This window comes from Nonomuraea monospora (assembly GCF_039531895.1).
In the GTDB taxonomy this organism is placed as follows: Bacteria; Actinomycetota; Actinomycetes; order Streptosporangiales; family Streptosporangiaceae; genus Nonomuraea; species Nonomuraea monospora.
Genome location: NZ_BAAAQX010000051.1, coordinates 73944 through 98382, shown reverse-complemented (window position 1 = coordinate 98382; position 24439 = coordinate 73944). Strand labels below are relative to the sequence as shown.

15 protein-coding genes and 1 tRNA gene are annotated in these 24439 nt (G+C 64.9%); 3 read left to right on the top strand and 13 right to left on the bottom strand.

Annotated elements, in window-relative coordinates:
• On the bottom strand, positions 1–916 hold a 916-nt coding region (locus tag ABD331_RS54645; RefSeq protein ID WP_425566272.1), incomplete at its 3' end, for a TOTE conflict system archaeo-eukaryotic primase domain-containing protein.
• 223 nt (positions 917–1139) lie between these two features.
• Between ABD331_RS54645 and ABD331_RS54640 the strand changes: the two genes are divergently transcribed.
• Complete coding sequence (locus ABD331_RS54640; RefSeq protein ID WP_344494405.1) at positions 1140–2861, top strand: hypothetical protein; 1722 nt, start codon at positions 1140–1142, stop codon at positions 2859–2861.
• Between the two features lie 643 nt (positions 2862–3504).
• Here ABD331_RS54640 and ABD331_RS54635 read toward each other — a convergent pair.
• Genes ABD331_RS54635 through ABD331_RS54620 form a run of 4 tightly spaced genes read right to left on the bottom strand, consistent with a single transcriptional unit; the run spans position 3505 to position 12610 of the window.
• Positions 3505–6228, bottom strand: coding sequence for a pPIWI_RE module domain-containing protein (locus tag ABD331_RS54635; protein WP_344494403.1), 2724 nt, complete (start codon positions 6226–6228; stop codon positions 3505–3507).
• Positions 6225–9950, bottom strand: a complete 3726-nt coding sequence (locus ABD331_RS54630) for a pPIWI_RE_Z domain-containing protein (protein ID WP_344494401.1) — start codon at positions 9948–9950, stop codon at positions 6225–6227. Before ABD331_RS54630 ends, ABD331_RS54635 begins: the two co-directional genes overlap by 4 nt.
• A 9-nt stretch (positions 9951–9959) precedes the next feature.
• A complete protein-coding gene (locus tag ABD331_RS54625) occupies positions 9960–10886 on the bottom strand; it encodes a pPIWI_RE_Y domain-containing protein (RefSeq protein ID WP_344494399.1) in 927 nt (308 codons plus the stop codon).
• Positions 10883–12610 carry a PD-(D/E)XK nuclease family protein gene (locus ABD331_RS54620; RefSeq protein ID WP_344494397.1) on the bottom strand — a complete coding sequence of 576 codons (1728 nt, stop codon included), beginning with the start codon at positions 12608–12610 and terminating at the stop codon, positions 10883–10885. Before ABD331_RS54620 ends, ABD331_RS54625 begins: the two co-directional genes overlap by 4 nt.
• A 108-nt stretch (positions 12611–12718) precedes the next feature.
• Here ABD331_RS54620 and ABD331_RS54615 point away from each other — a divergent pair, with 108 nt between their 5' ends.
• Complete coding sequence (locus ABD331_RS54615) at positions 12719–14032, top strand: serine/threonine-protein kinase (RefSeq protein ID WP_344494395.1); 1314 nt, start codon at positions 12719–12721, stop codon at positions 14030–14032.
• Positions 14033–14209: 177 nt separating this feature from the next.
• Here ABD331_RS54615 and ABD331_RS54610 read toward each other — a convergent pair whose 3' ends face one another.
• From ABD331_RS54610 to ABD331_RS54585, 6 genes are all read right to left on the bottom strand, one after another.
• Positions 14210–16861: an ATP-binding protein gene (locus ABD331_RS54610; RefSeq protein WP_344494393.1), complete on the bottom strand. Its 2652-nt coding sequence runs from the start codon at positions 16859–16861 to the stop codon at positions 14210–14212.
• A gap of 455 nt (positions 16862–17316) precedes the next feature.
• Positions 17317–17709 (bottom strand): transposase, encoded by a 393-nt coding sequence (locus ABD331_RS54605; RefSeq protein WP_344494391.1) that lies wholly within the window; start codon positions 17707–17709, stop codon positions 17317–17319.
• A 115-nt stretch (positions 17710–17824) separates the two neighbouring features.
• Positions 17825–18916, bottom strand: coding sequence for a Fic family protein (locus ABD331_RS54600; RefSeq protein ID WP_344494389.1), 1092 nt, complete (start codon positions 18914–18916; stop codon positions 17825–17827).
• Between the two features lie 505 nt (positions 18917–19421).
• Positions 19422–20834 carry a tyrosine-type recombinase/integrase gene (locus tag ABD331_RS54595; RefSeq protein ID WP_344494387.1) on the bottom strand — a complete coding sequence of 471 codons (1413 nt, stop codon included), beginning with the start codon at positions 20832–20834 and terminating at the stop codon, positions 19422–19424.
• A gap of 192 nt (positions 20835–21026) precedes the next feature.
• Positions 21027–21102 (bottom strand) — tRNA-Lys (locus ABD331_RS54590).
• Between the two features lie 49 nt (positions 21103–21151).
• Positions 21152–22306, bottom strand: a complete 1155-nt coding sequence (locus ABD331_RS54585; RefSeq protein WP_344494385.1) for an acyl-CoA dehydrogenase family protein — start codon at positions 22304–22306, stop codon at positions 21152–21154.
• 90 nt (positions 22307–22396) lie between these two features.
• Here ABD331_RS54585 and ABD331_RS54580 point away from each other — a divergent pair, with 90 nt between their 5' ends.
• On the top strand, positions 22397–22684 hold the full coding sequence (locus ABD331_RS54580; protein WP_148441257.1) for a PspC domain-containing protein: 288 nt from the start codon (positions 22397–22399) through the stop codon (positions 22682–22684).
• On the opposite strand, the gene ABD331_RS54575 is transcribed toward ABD331_RS54580, so the two are convergent.
• On the bottom strand, positions 22685–23965 hold the full coding sequence (locus ABD331_RS54575; protein ID WP_344494382.1) for an MFS transporter: 1281 nt from the start codon (positions 23963–23965) through the stop codon (positions 22685–22687).
• A gap of 110 nt (positions 23966–24075) precedes the next feature.
• Positions 24076–24426, bottom strand: coding sequence for a metallopeptidase family protein (locus ABD331_RS54570; RefSeq protein ID WP_411268431.1), 351 nt, complete (start codon positions 24424–24426; stop codon positions 24076–24078).
• Positions 24427–24439: the final 13 nt, after the last annotated feature.

Genomic DNA, 24439 nt, shown 5'->3' with positions numbered 1-24439 from the left:
CGATCTCGACGAATACTGGCGTTTTCATCTTGCCCGGCAACACGAACGGGTCCACCAGAGCGGCTACCAGGACGGATACTCCCTCACGGCCTGATCGCTCCAGCCACTGAGGAAGAGCTACACCCATCAGATTCCCGAACCGGAACCGAGCCGCTGCCTTGACTGGCAGTAAGTCCTGCGCGGGGAACAGCCGGTCATAGCTGGCCAGCGACATAGTCCCCCGCCGATCGATCGCCTCCCGCAACAGTCCCATGCCGATGGCGCGTGCCGAAGCGGCCAAGACAGGCTCGGTGAAGAACATCCACACGTGGGCACCGGCTCCGGACCGGGAAATCTCCGCCGCCGTATGGATGCCCGCCCGCGTACAGGCATCCGCGTAGGCGGCGGCGTCGCCCTGCCAGCCCGCGCCGTCGAAATCGCATGCCAGCAACTGGCAGGTGTCGTCGGGCAACATCGGATACAGGCCGACATGGGAGTCGCGCCCGTCGGTGGGTCGGCTCAGGTGCGCGATGAGAACTTCATCCGTCAGCGGCAGGAACTCCCGCTCGGCGTCGTCCCTTTGACGCCAGAACTCCTTCTCCGCGGGGCTCCACCCGTGCCTGCCGGTCTTGCGGCTGAAGAAGCGAGTGGCATATACATCGCGGCGGCCGACGAACACCGCCTTGAACAAGGCGAGTTTTTCGGACGGAGGTGAAGTCGCGTCCGCGTACGGCAAGCCATTCTGCGACAGAGTTCCGGGTATAGCGAAGTTTCGATCAGGTTCGATGGGGCCACGCTCGATCGAGGCCGAGGTTTGCTGCCGGAGAAGCTGCCTGAGCCGGCCATTCTCCTCACGCAACTTAGCGATCTCGACCAATGCAGCATCCAGCCGCATCCGTAGCTCAACCGGGTCGTTCCATTCATTCCACAAGTCCACGGACCTATCCTGCGTGTTTACCGCCAGGTATCCAAGAGCCCACCCCAGGTGACCGTCCCAAGGACGCCGACACTCGGGCAAGGCTCGCATTGGACAGTCCGCATGCACGGGGCACGCCGAGATGAGACGCCAAACAGTGGCGGTGATCCCTCAGGACCGTCACCAGTGGCGTATTGGCGCGAAGGGCCTGTCCGCGGAGGCGTCGGCCGTTATGGTCGTGGTCATGCTCAGCGCATACAACCAGAACGAAGTGCTGCTTTCGATGATGGATAGCCTCGTGGGGGACCACGTTGATTTGGAGCCGATGAGAAAAGCGTTCGAGTCCACCAGGGGTGACTTCGCAGCGAAGTTCACCGCTGCGGTCCAAGCGCGTTTCGCTCAGCTGGTCGTGCCAGAGGTGTTCATTGACGTGCCTGAGCACCCTCAGGAACTTTGCAAAGCCGAACTGGAGGCTTTGGTGCGACCCGCGGCCGACCTTCTTCACTCGAATCCAACCAAGCGGGAACTGTTGACCACGCTGGACCGCATCCAGTGGCGGCAGGAACTGCGTCCAGCATGGGTTCCGCGTCTGGATCGGCACGGCAAGCCACGATCGGAGCCTGGGGCTGACTCGTTTGATCCGGAAGCTCCCCCTGAGCGGCCTCTGGTGGTGGGTGCCCTGGCCGAGCTCGGCGACGTGACTGTTCTCCTGCCTGCTTCTGACCCGGAGAGGCCGGAGCTGGTCATGATGCCTGGCGGGATCGGGGAATGGGAGGTGGCTCTGTGCGCGATCCTGGGTGTCACTGGCAAGCGCGGGCCCGCCACGACTGTTCCGATCGACGCGGAGGCCAACGAGGCGTTGATTCCCGAGGGCAGGCGCTGGTGGGCGGTCGAACCGGCGAAGTCGTTGCGGGCGGCACAGGATCCGGGAGTGGCGAGCGAACTGCTGGCCACTTCGACCACGCTTGGGGGGCTGCCGGTCACCGACACCACGCCTCAAGATCATGAGAGGCTCGCCATCGCCCTCGGGGCCGCAGGGGACTGGCGCCACAGCGTCCGATGGGTACTGGACGGATGGGACCCCGGCGTGGATGCGCACATACTGGCCACTGCCCGCGCGGCCGTAGCCGGCTGGGCGGGTGAAGGCAGGAGCGGACTCATCGTTTACGTGTACGGCGGGGCCCTGCATGGCACCGAAGGCCTGATCGCTGAGCCTGGCCCGCTGCATAGTTATCTGCTGTGCGTGAGCCGTTGCGCCGACGGTACGGACGTGGTGGACGTGGTGGATCGGGTGATTCTGGCGTGTCCGGGAGAGGACTGGTGCCACCGAGACGGTTGTCCCGTCGCTGACTTTCCAGAAGCCGCCGAGTTGCTTGCGGCGATCGTCACTACCGGTGATGTCGCTGGGGTGGCCGACCAGGACGGTGGCCGGGCAGGGGAGAGCTACCAGCGGTTGTACGGAGCCGGCGGCACTGATCACGATCCGGACAGTGTCTTGGACTACTTGGAGATGGAGCTGCTGGGCGCCGGTTGGGTGGAGTTGGAGCGATCGACCTGGGAGGGCGGGCTGGAGGAGTCGTTGCTGCGCCGCGGCGACCACTGCCTGATCGCCTTCTACGATCCGATCACCCGCCAGCTTCGACTTGCGGACGGCAAGTCCCAGCTCGATGGCATGCTCGACATCCTGGCCGACGACGGTGTGCTTACCGGCGAGGACGAATACGTGACCGTAGACACCAGCGAGCAGGTGGTCGCGCGGTGGGGCACGGACATCCTGACCGCGGCGGAGGATCATCTGCGGGGGCGTATCCAGGATCTGTCGCAACTATCCGTCCCAGTCCAGGGCACACTACTCGGGCTGCATCCTCATGCGGACGGAGCCCTCAACGCCCCCGAATCCACAGCACTCGCGAAGGAACAGCTCACCGTCCTGGCCCGCGTCGCCAGCCTGCTTGGCGATAAGTGATCCGAAGACTGCGACCGGCAACGGGCTCTCGACGGTCGCGGCCGAGGTTGTCATGGCGGGCTTCTCATCAGCGGACTGACCGTTGGACCTAGGAGATCTACCTGATCTTCGTTGGACGTAGATGCTGTTGCTGCCGTCATCTCACGTGACCCAAGTGAGGGAGTGAGTGACGATGACATGCGTTCAAGATCGCCACGTGGTGTATCGGCGTTGTGGCTGTGCCGATCGCGGGAAACCCCAGGTCGGAGTGGTAGGGCGCCCGGGGCTCGAACTCGGAACCTACGGATTAGAAGTCGACAGTCCTCGTGTCGGGCTCTGTCATTCTATGCTCGGATGTGCCGCTTTGGTCATTGGCGCCATTATCTGAGATGTCCGAGAATGACGGCCAATGATGCGCCGTACTACATGCTGAAGAGCATCCGACGAGCAACGTCAGGGCCGGCGCGGTTCCTTAATCGTTCTCATTTTGCCCTTCCTCCATCTCCGCGCGGCAGTTGGTACTCGGTCCACACCGAAGATGGAGGGCGTGAAGCTCGAGGACGAACCCAGACTTGCCCCCAACCGTCGTCACACGAAGCCCTACGGGCACCGCGACGCCGACAGCAAACGTTCCTCGCGATTCCCTTTTCGGTCTGAGCTGCGGTCAGGCATCGTCCTTGGGGTTGGGAAGCACATACTCCACGGCCTTCTTCGCCAGGTGAAGAGGGAAGGGAAGGGCCAGGGGTGCGTTGATATCGGGTGCGTGGCGCAATTGGTGGACGCAGGCGGCCCACTCGCCGGGCTTTTCTCCGCGTTGGCAGGCGAGGACGGCGATCTCCAGCAGATTGGGGTTGAAAGCGTTCTTGTCGGTGTCCCGGACTTCCTTGCCCGTCCGGTCGGTCCGCGCACCCTCCTTCCGTGCCTTGACGGATGCCTTCTTCGCGGTGCCGGGTCTATCTGTGGAGCTGTAAAATATCCGTTCGCCCTGCGCCTCGGTAAGGGGCCAGAGGCCGGCCGGGATCCCGTGGTTGCCGTCCGTGGCGTACCACTGAGGGGTTTCGTCGCGGCTGCTGTCCCTCACCCGCAGGAGACGCAGCCGGTTCCCCCAAAGGGCGACGGGCACGGGGTCACCGTCGTCGACCCAGATGTGGTCCCGCATGACCATGCCGTTGTTCAGCCATGGCCAACCCCCACGGAGATTCTGCGCATGCACCATGAAGAGCGTGGGCCGATCGCGCAGCTGCGCCAGTAGCGGCCGGAGAAAGGCCGCCGTTCTCCTCTGCAAGTTCTTCTGCTCTTTGTCCCACTGAGAGAAGGAGCTGCGGGTGCCGTCTTCGGCAGCTTCGTCGTCGGCCGCGATCTCGTCTGCAGAGGCGTGGGAGCCGACGCCTTTGGCCAGCCATAGCAGATACTCGGGATAGGGCGCCCATCGGCGTTCGTCCGCGATCCAACCCGACACTCCGCGTACGCCATCCGCCGGACGCACCCTGATGGCGAGCAGTTGACGGATGGCCTGGCGGGTTGGGCCGTCCTTCCTGCGTTTCGCCATCCATACCGCGACGTACTGCAGGTCCTCTGGGAATGTGTCCACGAAAGTGTGCAGCGGAACGCGTGAGGCTCCGAGCTGTCGGAACGCGTCGATCCACGCCATCTTCGCGCGGTGGGGACGGTTCTTTATCAGAGACTTGTCTACGGCAGTTTGTAGGAACTGCGTGATCACTCCGGCGTCGGCGTAGCCCAGCCGGACGGCGAACTTCGAGTCGGAACGCTTGATCTTGAAATCCTTCTCGATCTCTACCAGCGCGACCAGCGGCCTGAGTCCCTTCTCGTCATTCACGGCGTCCGCGATCTCGCTCCGCCGCTTGGCGATGGCCTCGCCCAACTGTTTGTTGCTGGGTGTCTTGGTGGCGCTGACGTCCAGTGCGGCGCCGACGTCCCCAGTGGGCCGAACTTGCAGGATCACGTCGAGCTCAGGCGTTCGCCAGGTGAGGGTCTCGTCCGCGCTGTCCGGAGCGGGCAGGTCGAGCAATCTGCTTAGGGCCGTGATCAGGGCGTCGCGGGTCGCTTCTTCCTGCCAATGGACGCGGGCGACCAGCGGTGCACTCTCGAGTGCCTCCCGGAGCAAATGACGTCGTTCGACGGCCTCCCTGGCCGCCTGCTCCGCTTTCTTGTGCTCCAGGATCCGCACGCGATCGGCCTCGGCTGCCTTCCTCGGTGCCAGGAGCTTCTTCGGCGCGTTGGATGGCTTGGCGGGCCAAAGGGCGCGACGGCAAGCGGGGATTCGGGTGAACTCGGGGAAGATTGCCTCGTCGATCCACGTCATGAGCGGCACTCTGTCCGCGGACATGAGCCCGGCGCCCACTGCGTGGGTTCCCATGGTCGTATGGTGCGGAATTCCTGCTCTGATCCCCGCGAGTCCCTCCAGGTATTTTCTGGGATTCTTCCCGAGATCCGCTGCGTCCACCGCGGAGCGCACCAGACTGGCTGCTGGGAGCAGGTCGGGCCTGTCGATGGCCCACCACGTGTGCTCGGCTCTCCTGCGGTCGTAGCGAAGCCGATGGATCGCGATCCGGGTGCTGTCTCCCGATACTCCGGGCCACTGCGTGTCGGTGATCACGTGCACGGACGCCGACCGGCCTGCTGTGTAGACAGTCCCCTGGGCGTTCACTTCGGTCACCCAGCGCCGGACGCTCGTTCGCACGTGGAGCCGGAACTGCGAGGTGAACGGCACGGTCTGCACCGTGATGGTAATGACGTAGGAGAACAGCGCCCCTGAGGGTTCCGACAGATCACCACGCGGGGGCCATGAAACGAGTTCCGCTCGCTGGTCGGTGGTCGGGGTCTCGAGAAACGAGCAGGGGCCTTTCACTCCCCTGAACTCGCCATGCCGTTGGATGAGACGGGCCACGTAGTCGGGAAGCAGGTGGTACAAGGGTGGTTCGGGCTGGGCGGTCTCCCCATCACTTAAAGTGCGCCCGGCCAGATCGATGAACTTGGTCCGCCACGGCAGGGCGGTCCCCATGAGCAGGTCGTAGGCGTGCTCACGGAGGTCCTCCTCGCCGTGCATACCAAGGAGCCAGACTCCTAGCAGCCCTCGGACGATCCGGTCGTTCACGGGGTGATGCGCGTAGAGCCAAGGGACGTCGTCCTCCATGGAGACCCGTCGGCCCACCGAGATCACATCCGGTGCGGCCAGGGGAAGGATCGCATTGAGTGACCTGATGGGGAAGGTCTTTACCTGGTCTTCAGGCGTGTCGCCGAGCCCCGACCGGTGGACCTCCGCGAACGTGGCCCGCAGCTCTTTCGGGACATGCAGGACTTGGAAGGGCTTGAGCAGCGAGTTCTCTGAGGGCTGGTAGGCGGTCAAGGTGATCGCTTCGTACGTCATCGCCGTCTACTCTCGTCGCCATGGAGGGGGACGGCCTCGGGAGACCGCAGCAGAAGTTCTTTCAGGCCATCGTAAAGCGGCCGGTAGAGGGCGTCCGCGAGATAGATGTTCGCCTCGGTCGCGGGGAGCCGGTGCGGAGGAGCGGGACGGCGTTGCCACTCCGGCGCGTCCCCGAAGTACGGGGCCAGGACGTCGCGCATGCTGACCAGCAGACTGGAGCGCGGGTTATCCCTGCGAAGCCCGGCCGCGCGCTGGGGGGCGAAGGCCGCGTCCACGAAATGCACGCGAGCACCCACGCCGCCCCGGGTCAACCGGCCGATCACCTGCCACATCACCACGAGAAGGTCCCATGTGAGGTACTCGCGGTCGGCGTCGCTCAGTCGCTTCCACATCATCTCCCGATTGGCAAGCCGGTGCAGCTCCCTGCGCGCCTGCTTCCGCCATTCCAGACCGGCGGCGTCCAGCGACGTTGCGCTCTGGACAATCTGGTCGAAGGTGCCGCCGGGACGGGTACGGCGGACGGTCAGGTCGTTGAGCGCGTGGATGAGCACGCTGACGTCGCTAGGCGTGGGGAGGGGACGGGCCAGGAAGTAGACCGATCCGAAGAGTGCCTTCTCCTGATCATTGAGAATGTTGTGTCCGCGTTCGACCGACTGGAGCGGTGCGATAAGGATGGTGTACTTGGTCGCGCCGAAGGTGGCAAGGTCGCCGCGACGGAGCGTGGGAGCATCCCGGCTGCTGTCCTGGTCGTGGCGCGGGACGTCGGAGACTTCTTCGTCATCTGAGATGAGGACGCAGATCCTATCCCTCCACTCTCTGCAGCTTTGAAGAGCCCGGCCGGCTTCTTTGGCGTCTTTGTAGCTGCCGGTGAGTACGAGCAGATGCTGACGGCTGGGTGGCAGGTTTCCCAGTTCTTGCGTGAACCTGGAACGCCCGCCTTGGTCCGCCGGATCTGGGTCGGCGAGGCCGCGAAGCATCTTCCACAACACGTCGTTCCGATTGGACGACGTGCCAGAGAGCTGCAGAGGTCTCATGGGGTCCCGTGGTGAGGCGTTCTCGACGGTGTCATAGACGAAGGACGTGAACATGGAGATCTTCGGGATGGAGGGCTTCTTCGATTTCTCTACGCGTGCCTTGGCATGCAGCACCGCTTTCACCGGCTCGGCGAGGTGATAGCGGGTGGATGCGCCTGCCCAGCTCGTTCCGGACATCAGCACTACGTTGGGTCCATGGCTGCCGTCCACGTCGTGCAGGGTGGGAAGGACGGACAGAAGTTCGCGGCCCACCCCTGTACACCGGATGAACCTCAGCTCGCCCGTCTTGGCATAGACATCCCTGGCGTCGGGGACGAACTGGAACGCCAGGATGTTGCCCATGGGGGACTCCGGGATCACCGGATCGTAGTCGGTCGGGGAGCTGTGGTAGAGCGCGTTGGCGGAGGGATCGAGATTGAGCGCGATCTCCACTCTGGGCCAGAGCGTCGTTAGTAGGTTCAGCCGGTCATGCAGGATCGCCACGAGCAGCGTGAACTCGAACCTGCGGCGTTCCCGACGGAGCTCCTCCTTGACGTTTTCCCTCACCTCAGCGTTCAGATCCTTGCCAGAGAGCTCATCAGGGTCACGCAAGCCTGCGAGCTGGGCAAGAAGGGCGTTGAGCTCATCGGCCACTCTCGGGCTGCCCGGCCTGCTGGTGACCAGACGTCGGGCGAGCTCCGCAAGCTGGAGCGTCTCCCTGGCCGGTGCGTCGTCGGAGAGTTCGGCCTCGTCGTTGTCGCCAACGGGATCATCACGGAAGCCGTCGAGTATCTTCAGGATTGCTTCGCGTCGCTTGTCACGAGACTCCTGAGCGACGCCAGGGTCCTGGCTCAGGTAGGCCAGCAGCTTCGCGCTCGCCTCCTGCCTCGTCTCGTGCTTGGGGTTCGCCCACTCGGCTGTTGACGGGATCCGGTTGGGCAGCCGGGTCGCGGGCCACTGGCCCACGAGCTCGAGCTGGAGCGACCAGACGGTGAAGAGATCCGACCCCAGCCACTCGCGAAGTTCGTCGTCACTCACGATCATGGCGTAGATGCGATTGGCCGCGGTCGATACGGTGTCCAGCGCGGCGGTCCATTGCTGGACTATCTCGTTGGAAAGCTGGATGCGGCCCTCGCGCGCCAGCTCGGCGACGTTGTGCCGGTTGATCTCGTCCAGCCAGGAGCCGTCGCCCCGCTTGTACAACGTCGCGGTCGGGGCGAACAGGTGATCCAATCTGATTTGGACCTGGTCGGCTTCATCGACGATCAGTAGATCTGCGGTCCTGCAGGCCAGCTCCAGGTAGCGGATGCGTTCAGGGTTCTGCTGAACGGGTACCGACGAGACCGTGAGTGCCTCCGGAGTGGCGACCCAGATGGTCGCCTCACGGAGCCCTCGTGCGGCATCATGCCTCGGACAGTGACTCCAGATCGGGCACCCTCGCCGAGACCTCCGCTTTTCCTCCACGAGCTCGGCGGCGACTTCGCCCGCTAGGGAGGCTTGGTCCAGCGGGATCAGCCTCTGGCACGGAGCTTCCAGGTACGGCAGAGGCCCGTCCGCCTCCGCGCCTCGTAGCGCGCTGAGCGGGCAGGCGGTGCTCAGGTAGGCGAACGCGGCATCCTGATGCAGGAGGGGCAGCGGAGAGACCTGCCGGAGCCGCCGGTGCAGCCGTCTGGTGTGCTGCTCGCGGGTGGATGCTCCAATGAGAGGGATCGCGTGCAGCCTGTCCCATCCGGCGTACGCCTTGTCGCCTTCCTTGATCTTTCGGTCGGCGGCCTCACGCAACTTGTTGAAGCCCTGTGCTACACGGAGCGCCTCGGCGACGTCGCCAACGACGAGGACGACACGCTGTCCTAGTTCGGCCACGGCGTGTGTGGCGAGGATGTCGCGCAGCGTGCTCTTGCCCACTCCTGGAATCCCGATGAGGTTGAGCAGACCGTTGACGATCAGGCGATCTGCTCTGGCGAAGCGCCCGCTCTCCTCGTTCAACGTGGAGAGCTCCATCCCGAGATAGCGTGATTCCCAGTCGGTGAGCGCCTTGGACTGGCCCCGATTCGGCTGGTCGAGGTCCGCCATCTTCTTGGCGGTCTGCCGCAGCGATTCCACGGGTTGGTTGAAGGGCTCTCGGAGCTGCTGGGCCTCCAAAGCGAGCCGGGAATCCACCGGAGGCGGCAGGTTTTCAGGGATGTCGATGTGCTGAGCGCCAATGGTGCGCCCATGGAAGAGATGCGGACCCGGTTCCGCGATGGTGATCCGGCTCGTGGTGAAGGGCGGCGCAGAATTCAGAAGGGCGTCGTACAGCTCCAGGCGATGCGCCGCGAGCGAGGGTTGTCTCTTTACCGCCGGCCAGGCCAGGCTTTCCGCGACATCGTACGCGCGGTGCCGCTCGGGTAGGTGCCGGTACCGCAGCAGGGCGGAACGCCAGACCTCCCGCCGGTGCATGGACTCCAAGTGATATCGGGCCGCGCGCAGGATTTGGCGAAGCCTATCGTCCGGGCGGCTCGCGACAAGACCTCGGGCGTGGGAGAAGGGATACCCGCCGAACAAGGGCCATCCGTCGATGGGAGCGAGTTGCGGGCTGACCAGCTCGATGACACGGAGCCCGAGCTCGACGGTGTAGTCGAGCCTCTTGCTGATGTCGTTGTATTCGGCGGCTTCCGTAGCAGGTATGGCCGACAACGCCTCACGGAGGTGGTCGCGAAGGTTACGCATGCGAGTCTTTCAACATTCGATGTCCCTGAGCGGGCTTGAGGCTTGGCGGTTAGGGCCTTCCGAGGCACGGAGCCGGGGACCTGCGATGACGAACTCGCGGATCGGCCGGGCGGCGTGGTGGAGGTTCTCGGCAACGTGACGAACGTCGCCGATCAGTACGTTGCGTCGGCCGGGACACTTCGTGGTCTCGCACTGCCAGCGCTCTCCGGAGCCGCCTTTGATGGGCACCAGGACCAGGCCGCAGCGGCCACAGACAGCTATCTCGTCTGCGGAGCTGAAGTACCGCTCGTGAACACGGAGGTAGAGAATGTCGATCAGCTCGTCGGTCACCTGGAAGCCGCCGATTCGCTCTAGCTTCAGGAACGCGATTTCCTGGCTGGACAGGACGGGATGGGCGATCAGCCACTTGCGCAACTTCGGGAAGCCATCCGCGTGGCCAGCCTCTTCGTAGAGTGCACGAGCGTCCAGCAGAGCGAGCCGTTCTAGGCTTCTGTCGGCTGCGTCCGGGTGCGCGAACTCTAGGGAGAGCCTGAGGCAGAGCTCCGACGGCCGGATCGGATTGAGCTCGACGAGTAGCCCGGTCAAATCTTCGTCATCGGGGAGGCTGAGGAACGGCCATGCGTCTATGGGGCTGCTCCAGCAGAGGGCCATGAGATCGGCCAGTGTTCGGGGGCAGCTCAGGCGGTCGCGATAGGGCGTCAGGTGATATCCACCTGGATGCCTCAGCACGCCGATGAGGGCGATACGGTCGAGCACGTACTGGGCCAGTGGCGGGTAAGGAACGCTGAAAGCCTTATCCTTCGGCCAGTCCGCCAACTGCGCCACCGTCGCGGCCACCATGCCGATGATGCGCCGGGACTCGGCCTCGTTGTAGGCCTCGCCTTTTGCATGGTCGAAGGCGGTGGGCGCGGACGAGGGGAATGGAATGCCCGTCATGGAGCGCTCCGGTCCGGTGTATTCCTCGGCGAGACTGGACACCATTGCTGGTAAGAGCAACGGCTGCAGGCCTTCTCGCTGGGCGTCGGGAGATATTCCTCGTCCGAATGCCAGCTCCGGGTGAGGCCGTGGATTATATCTTTGGCCCGTTCCTGAATCGATGTCGAGTTGGGGTCGACCACCCGGATGTCGGGTCCAAGCGGTGTGAGCAGTTCCAGCTCGACGGCGGAGCCCGGGCCCGGGGGAATCGCCCCGGCCTTGAACAGGAGTACAGCCAGCGCGAGCTGCGGGTACCAGGTCAGTAGGTCGGCACCATCGGCCACGAAATCGCCCACCGTGGTTTTCAGCTCGCGGTACACCCACGAACCGTCGCGCCGGTAGAGGAGGTCTGCGTCCGCCACGATGAGAACATCCGCGTGCTGGTCATCGGCGGCTACCGTCTGCTCGGGGTAGGCAGCGCTGTCGGGTGCCGTGTCCAGAAAGGGGCACACCTCCAGGTGTGCTGCGAGCATTGCAGCTCCATGCCGCGCGTGCTCTCCTTCCAACGTCCACTCGCCCGCTGACCAGAAATCAGGGTTTTCTGGGAGGTCGCCTGGAGCGCACGGCCTTCTGGGTTTCCTGCCATGGAGCAGCTTCAGCCACGCGTGGACGGCATCGCCCCGGCGTACAAACGCAGTCTTCTCGGACACCTCATCGGGTGGGAGACCCAGTGCGCGGAAATGTGCCTTGGCGGGACAGTCGCTGAAGTATCTCCCGGTCGTTACCGACCAGATCCGTCTTGGGCGAGACGAGTCACGGATGTCCAAGAACCCAGGAGCGCTGTGCAGCCGACGGCACTCCGACCGGATTTTGCAGTCAAGGCAGTCTCGTCCCGCGATCTCCGTGATCGGACGGCGGAGTGCACTCAGGGTTTCGGCGGCATCCGAGACGAAGAAGGCTTCGGCGGCTTCGGCCGTATCGTCATAGAGCACCCGCGCTAGCCCGTCTATGCATCCGATCTCCACGAGGCGGACCCGGCTCGGGAGCGCGGCGGCAGAGGATGAAGAAGTAAGGGAAAGGAGCGGAAACGGCCTGCCACCACGGTAAGGGCCGGGTTCCTTATCCACTACATCCCGGTCGACGCACGATCCAGTCGCCAGCACATGGGCGGCGGTGGCCAGCTCCGCGTCGGCGCGTCGTTTGGCGCCCGCCCTGCCCATGGCCGGGATGCGGAGCTCGCGAACGGTGTCGCCTCCGTGGCGATAGACGTAGCCGCGTCCCCACGTGCAGAGCTCCCAGGTACGGGAGTTGACGACGGCGTCGCTGGATGGATACTGCCGTATCCAGGGCCCGGCTGGCCGGAGGCCGGTCGCGGTCTGGAGGTGATGGTCCTCCTCGAGTGCGCGAAGGTAGTTGCGCACCGCGTTATGTGTCCACGTCAGCAGCCCCTCGTGTAGCGGGGGGATCAGCTCGCCAGCGATGTCACGCGCCGCGTCGCCGCGGAGGGGAAGGCGCGAGAAGGCTTCGTCCAGAGATACCTTGTAATTTTCGACGAGTTGGAGAACGGCAGTGAAGGGCGAGAAAGCCATGCTCGCGAGACGTGAAAATTTTTTTCTTGCCGGCCGTTTCACTGAGTAGTCGGTTTTGGCCGCCAGATGGGTCGGACAACTCTTCTGAGAAGTCGTGGCCGAGCTGCTGTAGACACGGATGACGGCATTGTCGTGCTCGTGGTTCGACGGGCTCATCTGACCTCCGGGGGCGTCAGGTTAGCATAGCTTTTGCTGTACATAGGAGTCGATTAAGCTGCCGCTCAAAATCTTTTCTGCTGCTTGGGCAGCCGCGCAGGAGGTGTGGTGGACGTCGGGGACAAAATCCAGGATCGTTTCGAACTCAAGCGCAGGCTGGGGCGCGGAGGGATGGGCGACGTCTGGCTCGCGTGGGATGAGGATTTCGAGCGGAAGGTCGCGATTAAGTTCATGATCGAGAGGTCCGCCATCGGTGAGACTAATGCGATTTCGACGGAGGACTACCACGACCTGCGCCGACGATTCGAACGCGAGGGCTTGGCGACGGCTGCGCTCGATCATCCGGCTATCCCGGCCGTTCACCACCGGGGTGTCTGGCGCGGCTCCTCGGGAGGGGAGATGCCGTACCTTGTGATGCAGTACATCGAGGGCAAGACAGTCGAGGACCTGCAGGAGGAGCGGGGTGGCTTTCTTGAACCGGAGGAAGCGGCGTGTCTGGCCGTGCAATTGTGTTCGGCGCTCGCAGTGGCGCATGACGCGAACATCGTGCACCGGGATCTCAAGCCGGCGAACCTCATGGTCGGTCCTTCGGGAATGATCAAGATCATCGACTTCGGTGTGGCGTTCATCGTCGATTCCGAGAAGTCGAGGATCACCAGGAGCAGGTACTCCAGCCCGGGAACGAGTGGATACGTGGCGCCGGAGGTTCTTAAGGGAGCCAGCCCAGGAGGCGCGGCGGCCGATCTCTACGCGTTGGGAATCGTCGTATACGAGTTGCTGGGGGGACCTGTGTTCCGCGCGTTCACCGCTACGGACCTCGACGCCGCGCATCTGTACAAGGACCCGCAGCCCTTGTGTGACCGGAGGTCGACGGTTCCGCGAGACCTCGGTGAGGTGGTCGACCGGTTGCTGATCAAGGATCCGGCGGAGCGCCTCGTCGGCGCCCGCGAGGTATCGGCCCTGATGAGGAGACATATTCCCGCGGCGGGTTGTCCGAATATTGGTCATCCCGTGGAGTTCGACGTCACGCTGCCGTTCAGGACGCCGTTCGCTTCGCTCGCGCGGCCGGAAGACAGTCTCCGGCCAGCGATGGTCGCAGTGGCGGGGGTCGCCATGTCGGCGGCAGACCCGCAGTTGGGACGTGCGCGCGAACTCTGGGACTCAGGCGACCGTGATGAAGCACTCCGTCTTATCAAGCACGTGATAGAGGAGGCCAGGCAAGAGCAGGGTGATGTGGGGAAAGGGGTTGAGCGGGCCTGGCGGCTCTACGCGGAGCGGCTCTGGGCCGCAGGGCGTGTGGGCGAGGCGGTCGGCGAACTCAGAGACATGCTCCGGATCTTCGACGTTAAACTGGGCAGACGGGACAGGCGGACAGTGGAAGTGCGTGAGCTGCTCAGGAGATACGAATCGGATGAAGAATGACGGGCGAGGAAGTCTGCTCGCCCGTTTCGTACTATCGCCTTGGCCGCTTCGGGTTGGTGGGCCGCTTTTTCTTCGCCATGGCGCCTCCCGGTTTTGAGAGTTTCCGCGGGGAGCCGCGGAGCATTCGGACAACTAAGCTACTAGGCCAGTATATCGCTGCCGCTTGTCCGGTGATGGCTATTTCTGGAATAATGCTGCCGCCTCCTTAGCGCGTATCTCGCGGACCTGGTCGGTGTCTCCATGGCCGATGTCCTCAAGAATAGCGATCGCGAGGAGCCAGTGCTGGACGGCGCCGTTCGGGTCGCCTGACGCCAGCGCGCTGTCGCCCATGCTGTCCAGCGTACGGATCTCGTTGGCGCGGTAGCCGATCTCCCTGTACAGGCGAAGGCACTGCTCGAAGTAGCCGAGCGCGGCCTTGTGATCGCCGAGCAACTGGTGGATGCAAGCGACGCTGTCAAGATCGGCTGCCCGGCTGTTGGGGACGTTCAGCTCGCCGTGTAGGTCGGCGGCTTGCGTGCAGTACATCAGGGCCTCCTGGTGTTCTCCCCGCATGGCCAGGCTCCAGCCGATGCCGTTCAGGGCGTCCGCGAGCCCGCTTTCGGCTCCAGCCTCTCGGAATCCGTCGGCGGCGAGGTGGTATTGCTCCAGGGCCGCCTCGTGCTCCTCCGCATAGGCCAGACTGACCGCCAGGACATAGCGGCAGTCGGCTTCCGCGCGTGCCGATCGTCGCGGCCCCAGTGTGGTTAAGGCTTGCCGTCCGTACTCGACACTCTCGGCGTGTGCTCCCAGCCGGCGCAGGGTGATGGCCAGTTGCCGGAGGAAGTAGGACCGGATCTCCGGATCCTTGGGCTTCGATGGGTCGTCCGTGATCGAGCGCAACATCGTCGCGCAGTCGTTCCATCGCCCGTGGTACCACATGTTCTCGATGAGAGAGTCCGCGATAGTCCTGGCCTTGCTCTCCATGCCGTGTTCCTGGGCGTACCGCACAGCGGCGAGGAAGCGCGGTGAGTCCTGGCTGGCGAGACGGGTACCGGGGCCCGTGGCAGCGGCTCTATCGGCGTAGTGCCTGATGAGCCTTTCACAGGCACGGTCATGGATGTCCTGGAGGCGCCGATCCCCACGGCAGAGGGAGAGCGCGTAGTCACGGAGGAGCTCGTGCATCTGGAAGTCGCCGTGTGCGTTCTCTTGGAGCAGGTGGAAATGGCGTAACCGGCGTAGCAGGGCCAACCCTGTTCGGGTGTCCTCCAGACTTGCGAGCGCGGCGGCTCCCGTGCTGTCGATGTCAGGGCCCGGGGCCGTGCCGACCAGGACGAAGAAATCTCGCAGCTCGGCAGGAAGCGCGATATACGTCCAGGAAAAGACGGTGCGGAGCGCGGAATTTGGCTCGTGCAGGTCGAGGAAGTCCAGTCGGTTGTCGGCGTCGGTCAAAACGGACACGATTTGGTTCAGTGACAGCTCAGGCAGGTGCCGGATGTGGGATCCGGCGATTGCCAGGGCTAGAGGATTGCCGCCGCAGGCGGCCAGAACGGTGGCAATCGCGGTTGGCTCGGCGGCTGCTCGGTCGGCACCTATGTGCCGGATCAGCAGATCCCGGGATTCGTGGATTGGTAGTGGAGTCAGGTGGAAATGCGTGACATCGGTTCTTCGTAGGAGGGTTCCCAACATGGTGCGGCTGGTGGCGATGATGGCGGAGGACCCGTGACGCGGGAGCAGATGGAGGACGCTCTCGCTCTCCTGGACGTTGTCCATGACGATGACGAACCGCCTCGCCTCGACCGTGTCCAGGTAGTGCAGCCGGCGGCCCTCCGGGTTCTTGCCTGCGGCTGCGTCAGCCTCGCCCATCTGTTCCAGGAGCACCTCGACCGCCTCGGCACACGACATGGGAGCGGTCGGACCGAAGCCTCGGAAGTCGACGAACAACTGCCCGTCGGGGAAGTCGTGGGCAGCCTCGTTGGCCATGTCGATGGCGAGAGTGGTCTTTCCCAAGCCGGGGCCACCTGTGACAGCGATGCAGAGAAGCTCCGCCGTCGGTCCGGGGCCGAGGAGGCCGTGGTCGCCTCGGCGCACGTAGGGCTGAGGGAGGGCAGGAAGGCGGTTGCGTCGCGGGACGGCCATGGGCTGCATCGCCCCTTCCTTGCGGAGTACGGCCTGAGCCAACTCCTCCCGCCGCCACCACTGCTGGGCCGCCGTTGCTTCGCTGCCGTGCCAGGCGAGTTTGTTGAAGGGGTCGTCGATGAGCGAATCACCCAGAGCCGCGTGCAGGGCCCGCTCGCTGCGGAAGAGGTCGATCCCGTCGGGCTGCTTGAGATCCAGCCGGATGACCTCGGCGCACTGAAGGAACGTTCGCAAGTCGGAATCGGAGGGCTTGCGTCCGACGATGGCCGTCCAACGCGTTACGACGACCTTGACGAAGGTTTCGAGCGCCCTCCGCTGGGAATCCGTCGGCGCTGCCGCCGAGAGAGGGAGGCCAGCCGGGTATGTACGGAGGCGCCGGAGCACGATGCCGAGCTGGTCGAAGGCGCGACTCCCGTCATGGTTCGTGGCGATCACGAGCCGGTCTCGTGAGAGGTCAACGGGGCGGACGTCCGAACTCGTGTGGATACCTTCGACGAAGGCGCGCACTATCTGGTCAATGGCCTTCACCAGATCTTCGGTCTGCGCGTCCAACCGTCTCATTCCGGCCTTCGCCTGTATGAGGATGAACCCGCCGCTGGACACGGTGGCGCCCACATCGTCGACGGGAAGCCCGGTCTCACACCCCACCGTTTCAATCCGGACGGCGGTGCCGAGCCCGAGGTCGGTCAGCGGCATCTCCACGATGGCGCGCACAGCACACCAGGCGAAAACCTGAGCCTGGAAGGTGAGGCCGCGCGCAGCTCTCGCTCCACCGGCTGATGATCTTGCCCCCGCCTGGTGATGAGACTCGTCCATGGCCTCCTCACCGTCTCGCAGATCCGCTGATGGGAGCATCTCACAATCGGTCCCAGCCGGATCGTCGCCTTCATTGGACAGGGGCGTTCCCCCTGGGGCGGCAGGGATTCTCACCGCCAAGACAATGTTGCCGGGGAACCTGTCACCTCGACGCGCCCCCATGCGCTCGGTGATCGTCGCAACGACGGCCAGTCGCATGCCAGTGCCGACGGCTGGGGGAACGGCAGGCGTTGCTGCGTTAACAGCCGAGGACATTGCTGATGGAACCTGTTGTTAAGACCTGGGAGGACGAGCCCGCGTCCTGACTGAGCTTTGATCAACGCTGACGGTACAGAGGTTGAATATTCGGGGTGTCATGTTGATCTCGGGTTCGTGACAAGGCCGATGTGTGCCAGGAAGGCGTCCAGGAGGTCGGGGCGGTACTGCAACTGCTTGAGCCGGTTGCGGATGATCGTGGCGAGATCGTCCAGGGTGCAGGGAGCCAGGTTGCCCAGGCCGTGTTTGAGATGGGACCACACCGTCTCCACCGGCTTGAGTTCGGGCGCGTAGGCCGGCAGGCAGAACACCGTCAGCCACGGGCGCTTGTCGATCAGGCTGCGCATCAGGGCGTCTACGTCCATGTTGACGTTGGCCCAAATCAGCACGATCGGCCCGCCGAGCTGCTGGTGGACGGCGTCCAGGAGAAGGGCGTAATCGGTCTCGGCGAACCCTTTGCGTTCGTGCTTGCGGCGCCGGTAGATCCGCATGCGGTAGATCAGCCAGGTCCAGTGCCCCGGCTTGAGACAGATCAGCCCGGCCAGGTTGACGCGTTCGGAACCCTTGCCCGAGACGGTGACGATCTGGGTATGCCCACGTGAGCGACTACGCGGAGCTGTCTGCTTCTGTGCCGACGTCGAACAGCCCTGCTGGTGAAGGCTTCTTCTTCGCGCTCCTGCCCTTCGGCTGCTTGTGCTTGGAGGCCCGGTACGACTCGACGGACTTGCGTGATGACCTCCACACACCATCGGCTCCCTGCACGGCGTTGAGGCGGCCTCGCTGGGCGGCCTGTCGGAGGGCGGCAATCGTGAACTCGTCATCGACAAGAGCCGCGAGCGGGACAAGCCGTGCGGGGCCCGCCACGTTGGGCACGATGAAGCGGTTGAGGTTCTCCTCCATGGCGCGTGCGATCAGCTCGCCCAAAGCCCCGTGGTCGCCAGCGTCGGCGCGGCGCATCGCCGCCAGATACCCATCACGCTGCTGCTTGAAGATGATGATGGGCGGGTAGCCCAGCCGAACCAGGATGAGGTTCAGAGCGAGTCGTCCGGAACGCCCGTTGCCGTCGATGAAGGGGTGGACTCGCTCAAAGCTGTTGTGGATCCGCGCAAGCTCTTCTGGCAGGGGATGCCCGAGAGCCTCACCTGACTCAATCTTCTTTCCCGTAGCGCAGACCTGAGCCACCCACGCCTGGATCTCAGCGGGAACGAGGGGCCAGCCAGGCGGGGTCATGCCTTCGGCGAAGGGGTGCAGATCGTGCTGTCGGAAGCTACCCGGCCCCTCCTGGTCGGTGGCGTCCGGGTGCGGCGCGACATCCCAGACCGGTGTCATCGCGGTGTGGTGGATGTGGCGGAGTTCACCGAGACTGATGAGCTCGCCTTCGTTCCACACCTCTGGTTCCAGTGCCTGGCCGTACACCCATTTCGCGGCGTCTGCGTACCCTTTGACCTCGTTGTACTCGCGGAGCGGCTTGGCGCCGACTGCGATCCCTCTGTCCAGCAGGGTCTGCACCTCGCGCAAGACCAGCGTATTGCCTTCCAGGGCGGTGGAGTGGTGCGCCTCTAGATGCCAGATGTCGGACCAGATCTCTTGCGCTTCGGTCGGACTAGGTAGCCCACCTAGCCTCTGGTTGAGCTCCTCGAGCGCGCGATCCAGTCGCTCGTAGACGGTTGCCCGGGTTGGGCGACCTCTTCCCGCCACTACATCCCCTATGGTTCCGGCTGTTGCAAAGTTTGATTAGCCATCCTAGGACTCAATTGAACTAATCAAACCTAGTGTCTCGAGCCGGTCTGGAAGGTTCTTGCCTACCCGCTGCAGGAACCGCACCGGGTCTTCCCCGACGCCGCCGCCAGCTGCGACCTTAACAACAGGCCGCAGCTCATACCCCTGGACAGCGCCGCCGTCCTGCCCGGCCTGCAGCCCGATACAGTCTCGGGACGAGTGATAGCGGTCGCCGGCTTCGGTCATGGACACGAGAGGCATCGCACCCTCCAGTTGGTCCCTGCCCATCTCAGTCTCCGCCAGGACGCACCCGAGATCTGATCAGGATCGAGGAGTCCGCGCCCGTCCGCAGCCGGAGAAGCTGCTTGAGCCGGTCATTCTCCTCACGTAGTTGTGCGATCTCGACCAAGGCGGCGTCCAACGCATTCGTAGCTCGACAGGGTCGTTCCATTCGGCCCACAAGTCCACGGGCCTACAGACGACGCTACGGCGAGGTTTCCCCATCGTGTTCTGGATCGCTGAACAGGAATGCTGCTGCCTTGATGACGGGATGAACGGAGTTGAGGATGAGCGCTCGTTGGGCGGGGGTGTGCTGTCCGGAATATCCCGCGGTTGTCTGGTAGGACTCGTGTCCGGCGATGAGTTGCATGACTCCTGGTGCGACGCCGCCGTCGCGGAGCATGGTGATCATGGTGTGTCGAAGGGCATGCGGGGTGATGTGCTTGGCCAAGCCGCGGTGGTGAGCGCGTTCGAGGGCGGGCTGCAGCACGTTGTTGCGTTGGTTGGCGTAATCGATGTAGTCGCCTGCGCATCCGTGAAAAAGAGGCTGACCAGCATTCTTGCCGTTCGCATGGCGTGCCAGCAGCGTTGCCGGCTCGCGGCAGATGGGGACGTCGCGCTGCTTCTTACCCTTCGGGTAGAGCCTGAGCTGCCATCGCCGGCGGCCGGTCGTTTCGTCCAGTAGGTAGGCGTACGTCTGAACTACATGGATCACGCAGCCGATCGGATCCAGGCCGGACACGTGGAGCCCGGCGATCTCACCCCACCGCAGGCCAGTGGCCATCTCGGTCACGATGAACAAGGCAGTGTCCGGGTCTATGTCGTGGACCGCTTGGAGGTAGATGCCTACTTCGGGTCCGTACAGGATGGCGCGGGCGGTCACTGGGCCGGTCGGCAGGCGGAAACCGTCACAGGGAGATGAGCTGAGAAATGGTGGCTCGCCGTTCTCGCCCTGCTGCGTGGCCGCCTTGAAGACCGGCTTGATCGCTCCTCGATAAACCTTCGCCGCTGTGGCAGGGGAGAGCGTCGCGGGGGTCGGTGGTGCGGGTCGGGGAGCGCCTGCGTCCCGCCACTGCCGCAGCACACCGGGCGGCACGCGTCCGGTCTTCTTGACCGCGACGTCGTTGGTTCGTGCCCATCGTCGTGCCGCCTGCTCATCCGACATGGGAGGGGTGGGCTGGTGTTCGTTGCGTCCGGATGGTTTTGCGAGCATCCATTCCGCCCATTCGCGCAGCACTCGACGGGTGACCCGATCCAGGGGCAGGCGGCCGAAGAAGGGGAAGACATGTCGTTCGGCCTCGGTCAGGTAGACGAAGCGCTGAGTGGGGGCGGCCCCGAGCCGGGTGGCGTAGTCGTGGCGCGCGTACTGCTCGAAGGTCGGCATGTCGGCGTCGACGGTGCCGTCGAAGTGCGGGTCCTCGATGCCGTGGCAGCCTTTGGGGTAGCCGTGCGGACGATTCTCGCCGCTGAGTTCGACCAAGGTCGCGAAATCTTCGGCGATCTGCCGCTCGTAGCAGGTCTCGAAGTCTTCCTTTCCGCCTCTTCCTCCGCCTATACGCCACTTCACCAGCCACGATCTCGCGCCGTTCTTGGCCGTGCGTTCGATGATCCGCGCCACAACTCCCCCTGACGGTCCAAGGACGCATGGTGAAGGAAGCGGCCGGGACAGACGGCCACGACTCGCATCAACAAACGGACTATTCACCATCGCGTGGTGAGATGCGGGAACACCGGGGGAACATGATCTACAGCACGGTCCCGCAGGGTCGTGTCGTCGCCTCGAAGAAAGCTTTCGACCTGCACTTATGAGTGGTAGGGCGCCCGGGGCTCGAACCCGGAACCTACGGATTAAAAGTCCGCAGCTCTGCCAATTGAGCTAACGCCCCTCGCAAGAGCAAGGGTACAGAGATTACCGCCCTGCCCGCGACGCCTCCATCACCGGTAAGCCGCCATCCCCGTCAGCGCCTCCCCCAGCACCAGCGTGTGGATTTCTTGCGTCCCCTCGTACGTCAGAACGCTCTCCAGGTTGTTCATGTGCCTGATCACAGGGTACTCCAGCGTGATCCCGTTCCCGCCCAGGATGCTGCGGGCCTGCCGGGCGATGTCGAGGGCGGCCCGTACGTTGGCGAGCTTGCCGAAGCTGATCTGCCGTGGCTCCAGTCGCCCCGCGTCCTTCAGGGAGCCGAGGTGCAGGGCGGTGAGGCCGGCCTGGGCGGTTCCGACGTACATCCAGGCGAGTTTCTCCTGGGTGAGCTGGAACGAGCCGATCGGCTTGGAGAACTGGACGCGGGTCTTGGCGTACTCGACGGCCGCTTCCAGGCAGGCGCGGGCGGCGCCGGTGACGCCCCAGACGATGCCGTAGCGGGCTTCGGACAGGCAGGAGAGCGGGCCGCGCAGGCCGGTGACGCCGGGGAGGGCGGCGGAGGCGGGCAGGCGGACGTCGTCGAAGTACAGGGAGGACGTCACGGAGGCCCTCAGGGACATCTTCTTGTGGATCTCAGGGGCGGAGAAGCCGGGGGTGGAGGTGGGGACGACGAAGCCGCGGATGCCGTCGTCGGTCTGCGCCCACACGACGGCGACGTCCGCGACGGAGCCGTTGGTGATCCACATCTTGGAGCCGTTGAGCACCCAGTCGGTGCCGTCCTTCTTGGCGTACGTGCGCATGCCGGCGGGGTCGGAGCCGTGGTCGGGCTCGGTGAGGCCGAAGCAGCCGATGGCCTCGCCGGCGGCCATCCGGGGCAGCCATTCCTCTTTCTGCTCGTCGGAGCCGTACTTCCAGATGGGAAACATGGCCAGCGAGCCCTGCACGGACACGAAGGAGCGCAGGCCTGAGTCGCCGGCCTCAAGTTCGCGGCAGGCCACCCCGTACGACACCGCGTCCGTGCCCGCGCAGCCGTACCCCTGGAGGTGCATCCCCAGCAGGCCGAGCGAGCCGAGCTCGGGCGCGAGCTCGCGGGCGGGGAAGACGGCCTGGTCGAACCAGTCCCCTACGTAGGGGAGGACGCGGTCGGCGACGAACGATCTGACGGTGTCGCGGATGAGCCGCTGGTCAGGGTTGAGCTTGTCGTCCAGGCGCAGCAGGTCGTCCATGGCGGGTCCTCTCGTGCAAGGGGGACTACCAGGGTTCTACCAGGGGCAATCCTGATGTGCGAACACCGGGCCGCCGGGCAGTCTTGAGGCATGAGCGAATACAACGTCAAGAAGCTGCGTCGGACGCACAAGGGCCGGATCATCGCGGGTGTCTGCTCGGGCGTCGGCGAGTTCGTGGGGATCGACGCCAACCTGGTGCGGATCGCGCTCGCGATCGCCACCCTGTTCGGCGGCGCCGGCGTCGCGCTGTACGCGATCGGCTGGCTCCTGATGCCGGACGAGGAGCACGACACCTCGATCGTCCAGGACCTCATCAACAAGCAGCAGAACAAGGCCACCTCGACCGACTGGAGCGGCGAGCAGAAGCCGCAGCAGTGATCAGGCGGCGGCCTCGGCGGGCACCCGGGCGGTCTTGTCGCGGGACTCGGTCCAGATCATGGCCAGCACGGCCGCGCTGATCACCCCGGCGATCCCCGCCAGCGCGACCACCGGCTCAGGGCCGAGTCTCTCCGCCGCGAACCCGCCCACCAGGATGCCGATGCCCTGCACGGCCATCAGCCCCGACTGCACGAGGCCGAACGCCTGCGCGCGACGTTCGGCGGGCACGTACTGGACGAAGGCGGCGTTCGCCGCGAGTTGGTAGGCCCCGCCGATCCCTGACAGCACCCACGCGGCCAGCACGACGGCCAGCGGCGGGCGGATCGCGGTCACGATCAGGGGCGCGCAGCTCAGCATGGCCATCCAGCCCATGAGCCGCAGCCGCCGCTGCGGCGTGACGAACCTGCTGAACAGGAACGCGCCCACGACCGTCCCGGCGGGCATGGCCGCCATCAGCAGCCCGGTGATCACCGGTACGGGCAGGTCTCCGGTGGCGAGCCTGGCCGCGTACGGCGCCGCGATGCCCTCGGGCAGGATGTAGAACCCGCACAACCAGGCGAACAGCACCAGCGTGCGCAGCTTGCGTGAGCCGAACACGAGCCGGGCGCCGCTCGTGGTCATCGACCACATGGACGGCTTCGACGTCCCCACGCTGGCGGGGCGGCGGCGTACGCCGGAGACGAGGATCAGCGCCGATCCGAGGAAGGTCGCGGCGTCGAGGGCGAGCGCGCGGTACGGGCCCATGGCCGCGATGAGCGCTCCGCCGGTGGCGAAGCCGATCATCTGGACGGCCTGGTTGGTCATGTTCTGGAGGGCCGAGCCGATGACGTACGCGTCGCCGTCCAGCACCTCGGGCAGCAGTGCGGCGCGCGCGGCCGAGAACGGCGCGCTGAGCAGCACGACCAGGAACACCAGCGCGCACAGCGCCCAGAACGGCACGCCCGGCACCGCCATCACGCCCACCAGCGCGGCGCGCAGCAGGTCGCAGGCCAGCATGACGCCTCTGCGCGCGAACCGGTCGGCCAGCCCGGCCAGCAGCGGCCCGCCGACGATGGAGGGCAGGTACGTCAGCGCGTAGACCGCGGCGGTGGCCAGCGGCGAGCCGGTGCGGTCGTAGACGAGGACGGCGAGCGCCACCTGGGCGAGCTGGTCGCCGAGGAGCGACAGGCCCTGGCCGTACCAGAGTGCCCGGAACTCCTTGACGGCGATGACTTCCCGATATGTGACTTGTCGTGCTTCTCCGGCACGGCGATGCCGTCCCGGCGGCCGTCGCGCCCGCATGGCCCCCACTGGACTCCGCTGTGCCTGACTCAGGGTGCTCGCTATGTGACCTAAGGTGCCCGACGTCAAGGGGTGACCGCAACCGAAAGCAGCCAACCAAAAGCAAAGGGTTACCAGCCCAATTCGTGAAGGCGGGCGTCGTCGATGCCGAAGTGATGCCCGACTTCATGGACGACCGTGATGCGGACCTCGTCGATCACGTCTTCCTCGGTATCGCAAATTTCGCATATGGGATTGCGGTAGATCTCGATCCGGTCGGGCAGAACTGCTGAGTACCAGTCGCCGCGTTCGGTGAGGGGGACACCGGTGTACAGGCCGAGCAGGTGGGGCTCCGGCGGGTCATCGACGACCGTGACGACGACATTACTCATGGCGCGCGTGAGATCCGGCGGAATCGTGTCCAACGCCTCGGCCACGAGCTCCTCGAACTTCTCCCGCGAAACCTCAATCACCCTTGCCATTCTGCCCCGCCCG

Excerpts from the sequence above, each read along its gene's own strand:
- ABD331_RS54620 (WP_344494397.1), bottom strand. The coding sequence starts at position 12,610 with ATGAGCCCGTCGAACCACGAGCACGACAATGCCGTCATCCGTGTCTAC.
- ABD331_RS54580 (WP_148441257.1), top strand. The coding sequence starts at position 22,397 with ATGAGCGAATACAACGTCAAGAAGCTGCGTCGGACGCACAAGGGCCGG.
- ABD331_RS54640 (WP_344494405.1), top strand. The coding sequence starts at position 1,140 with ATGCTCAGCGCATACAACCAGAACGAAGTGCTGCTTTCGATGATGGAT.
- ABD331_RS54635 (WP_344494403.1), bottom strand. The coding sequence starts at position 6,228 with ATGACGTACGAAGCGATCACCTTGACCGCCTACCAGCCCTCAGAGAAC.
- ABD331_RS54575 (WP_344494382.1), bottom strand. The coding sequence starts at position 23,965 with ATGCGGGCGCGACGGCCGCCGGGACGGCATCGCCGTGCCGGAGAAGCA.
- ABD331_RS54570 (WP_411268431.1), bottom strand. The coding sequence starts at position 24,426 with ATGGCAAGGGTGATTGAGGTTTCGCGGGAGAAGTTCGAGGAGCTCGTG.
- ABD331_RS54625 (WP_344494399.1), bottom strand. The coding sequence starts at position 10,886 with ATGACGGGCATTCCATTCCCCTCGTCCGCGCCCACCGCCTTCGACCAT.
- ABD331_RS54630 (WP_344494401.1), bottom strand. The coding sequence starts at position 9,950 with ATGCGTAACCTTCGCGACCACCTCCGTGAGGCGTTGTCGGCCATACCT.
- ABD331_RS54605 (WP_344494391.1), bottom strand. The coding sequence starts at position 17,709 with ATGCGGATCTACCGGCGCCGCAAGCACGAACGCAAAGGGTTCGCCGAG.
- ABD331_RS54585 (WP_344494385.1), bottom strand. The coding sequence starts at position 22,306 with ATGGACGACCTGCTGCGCCTGGACGACAAGCTCAACCCTGACCAGCGG.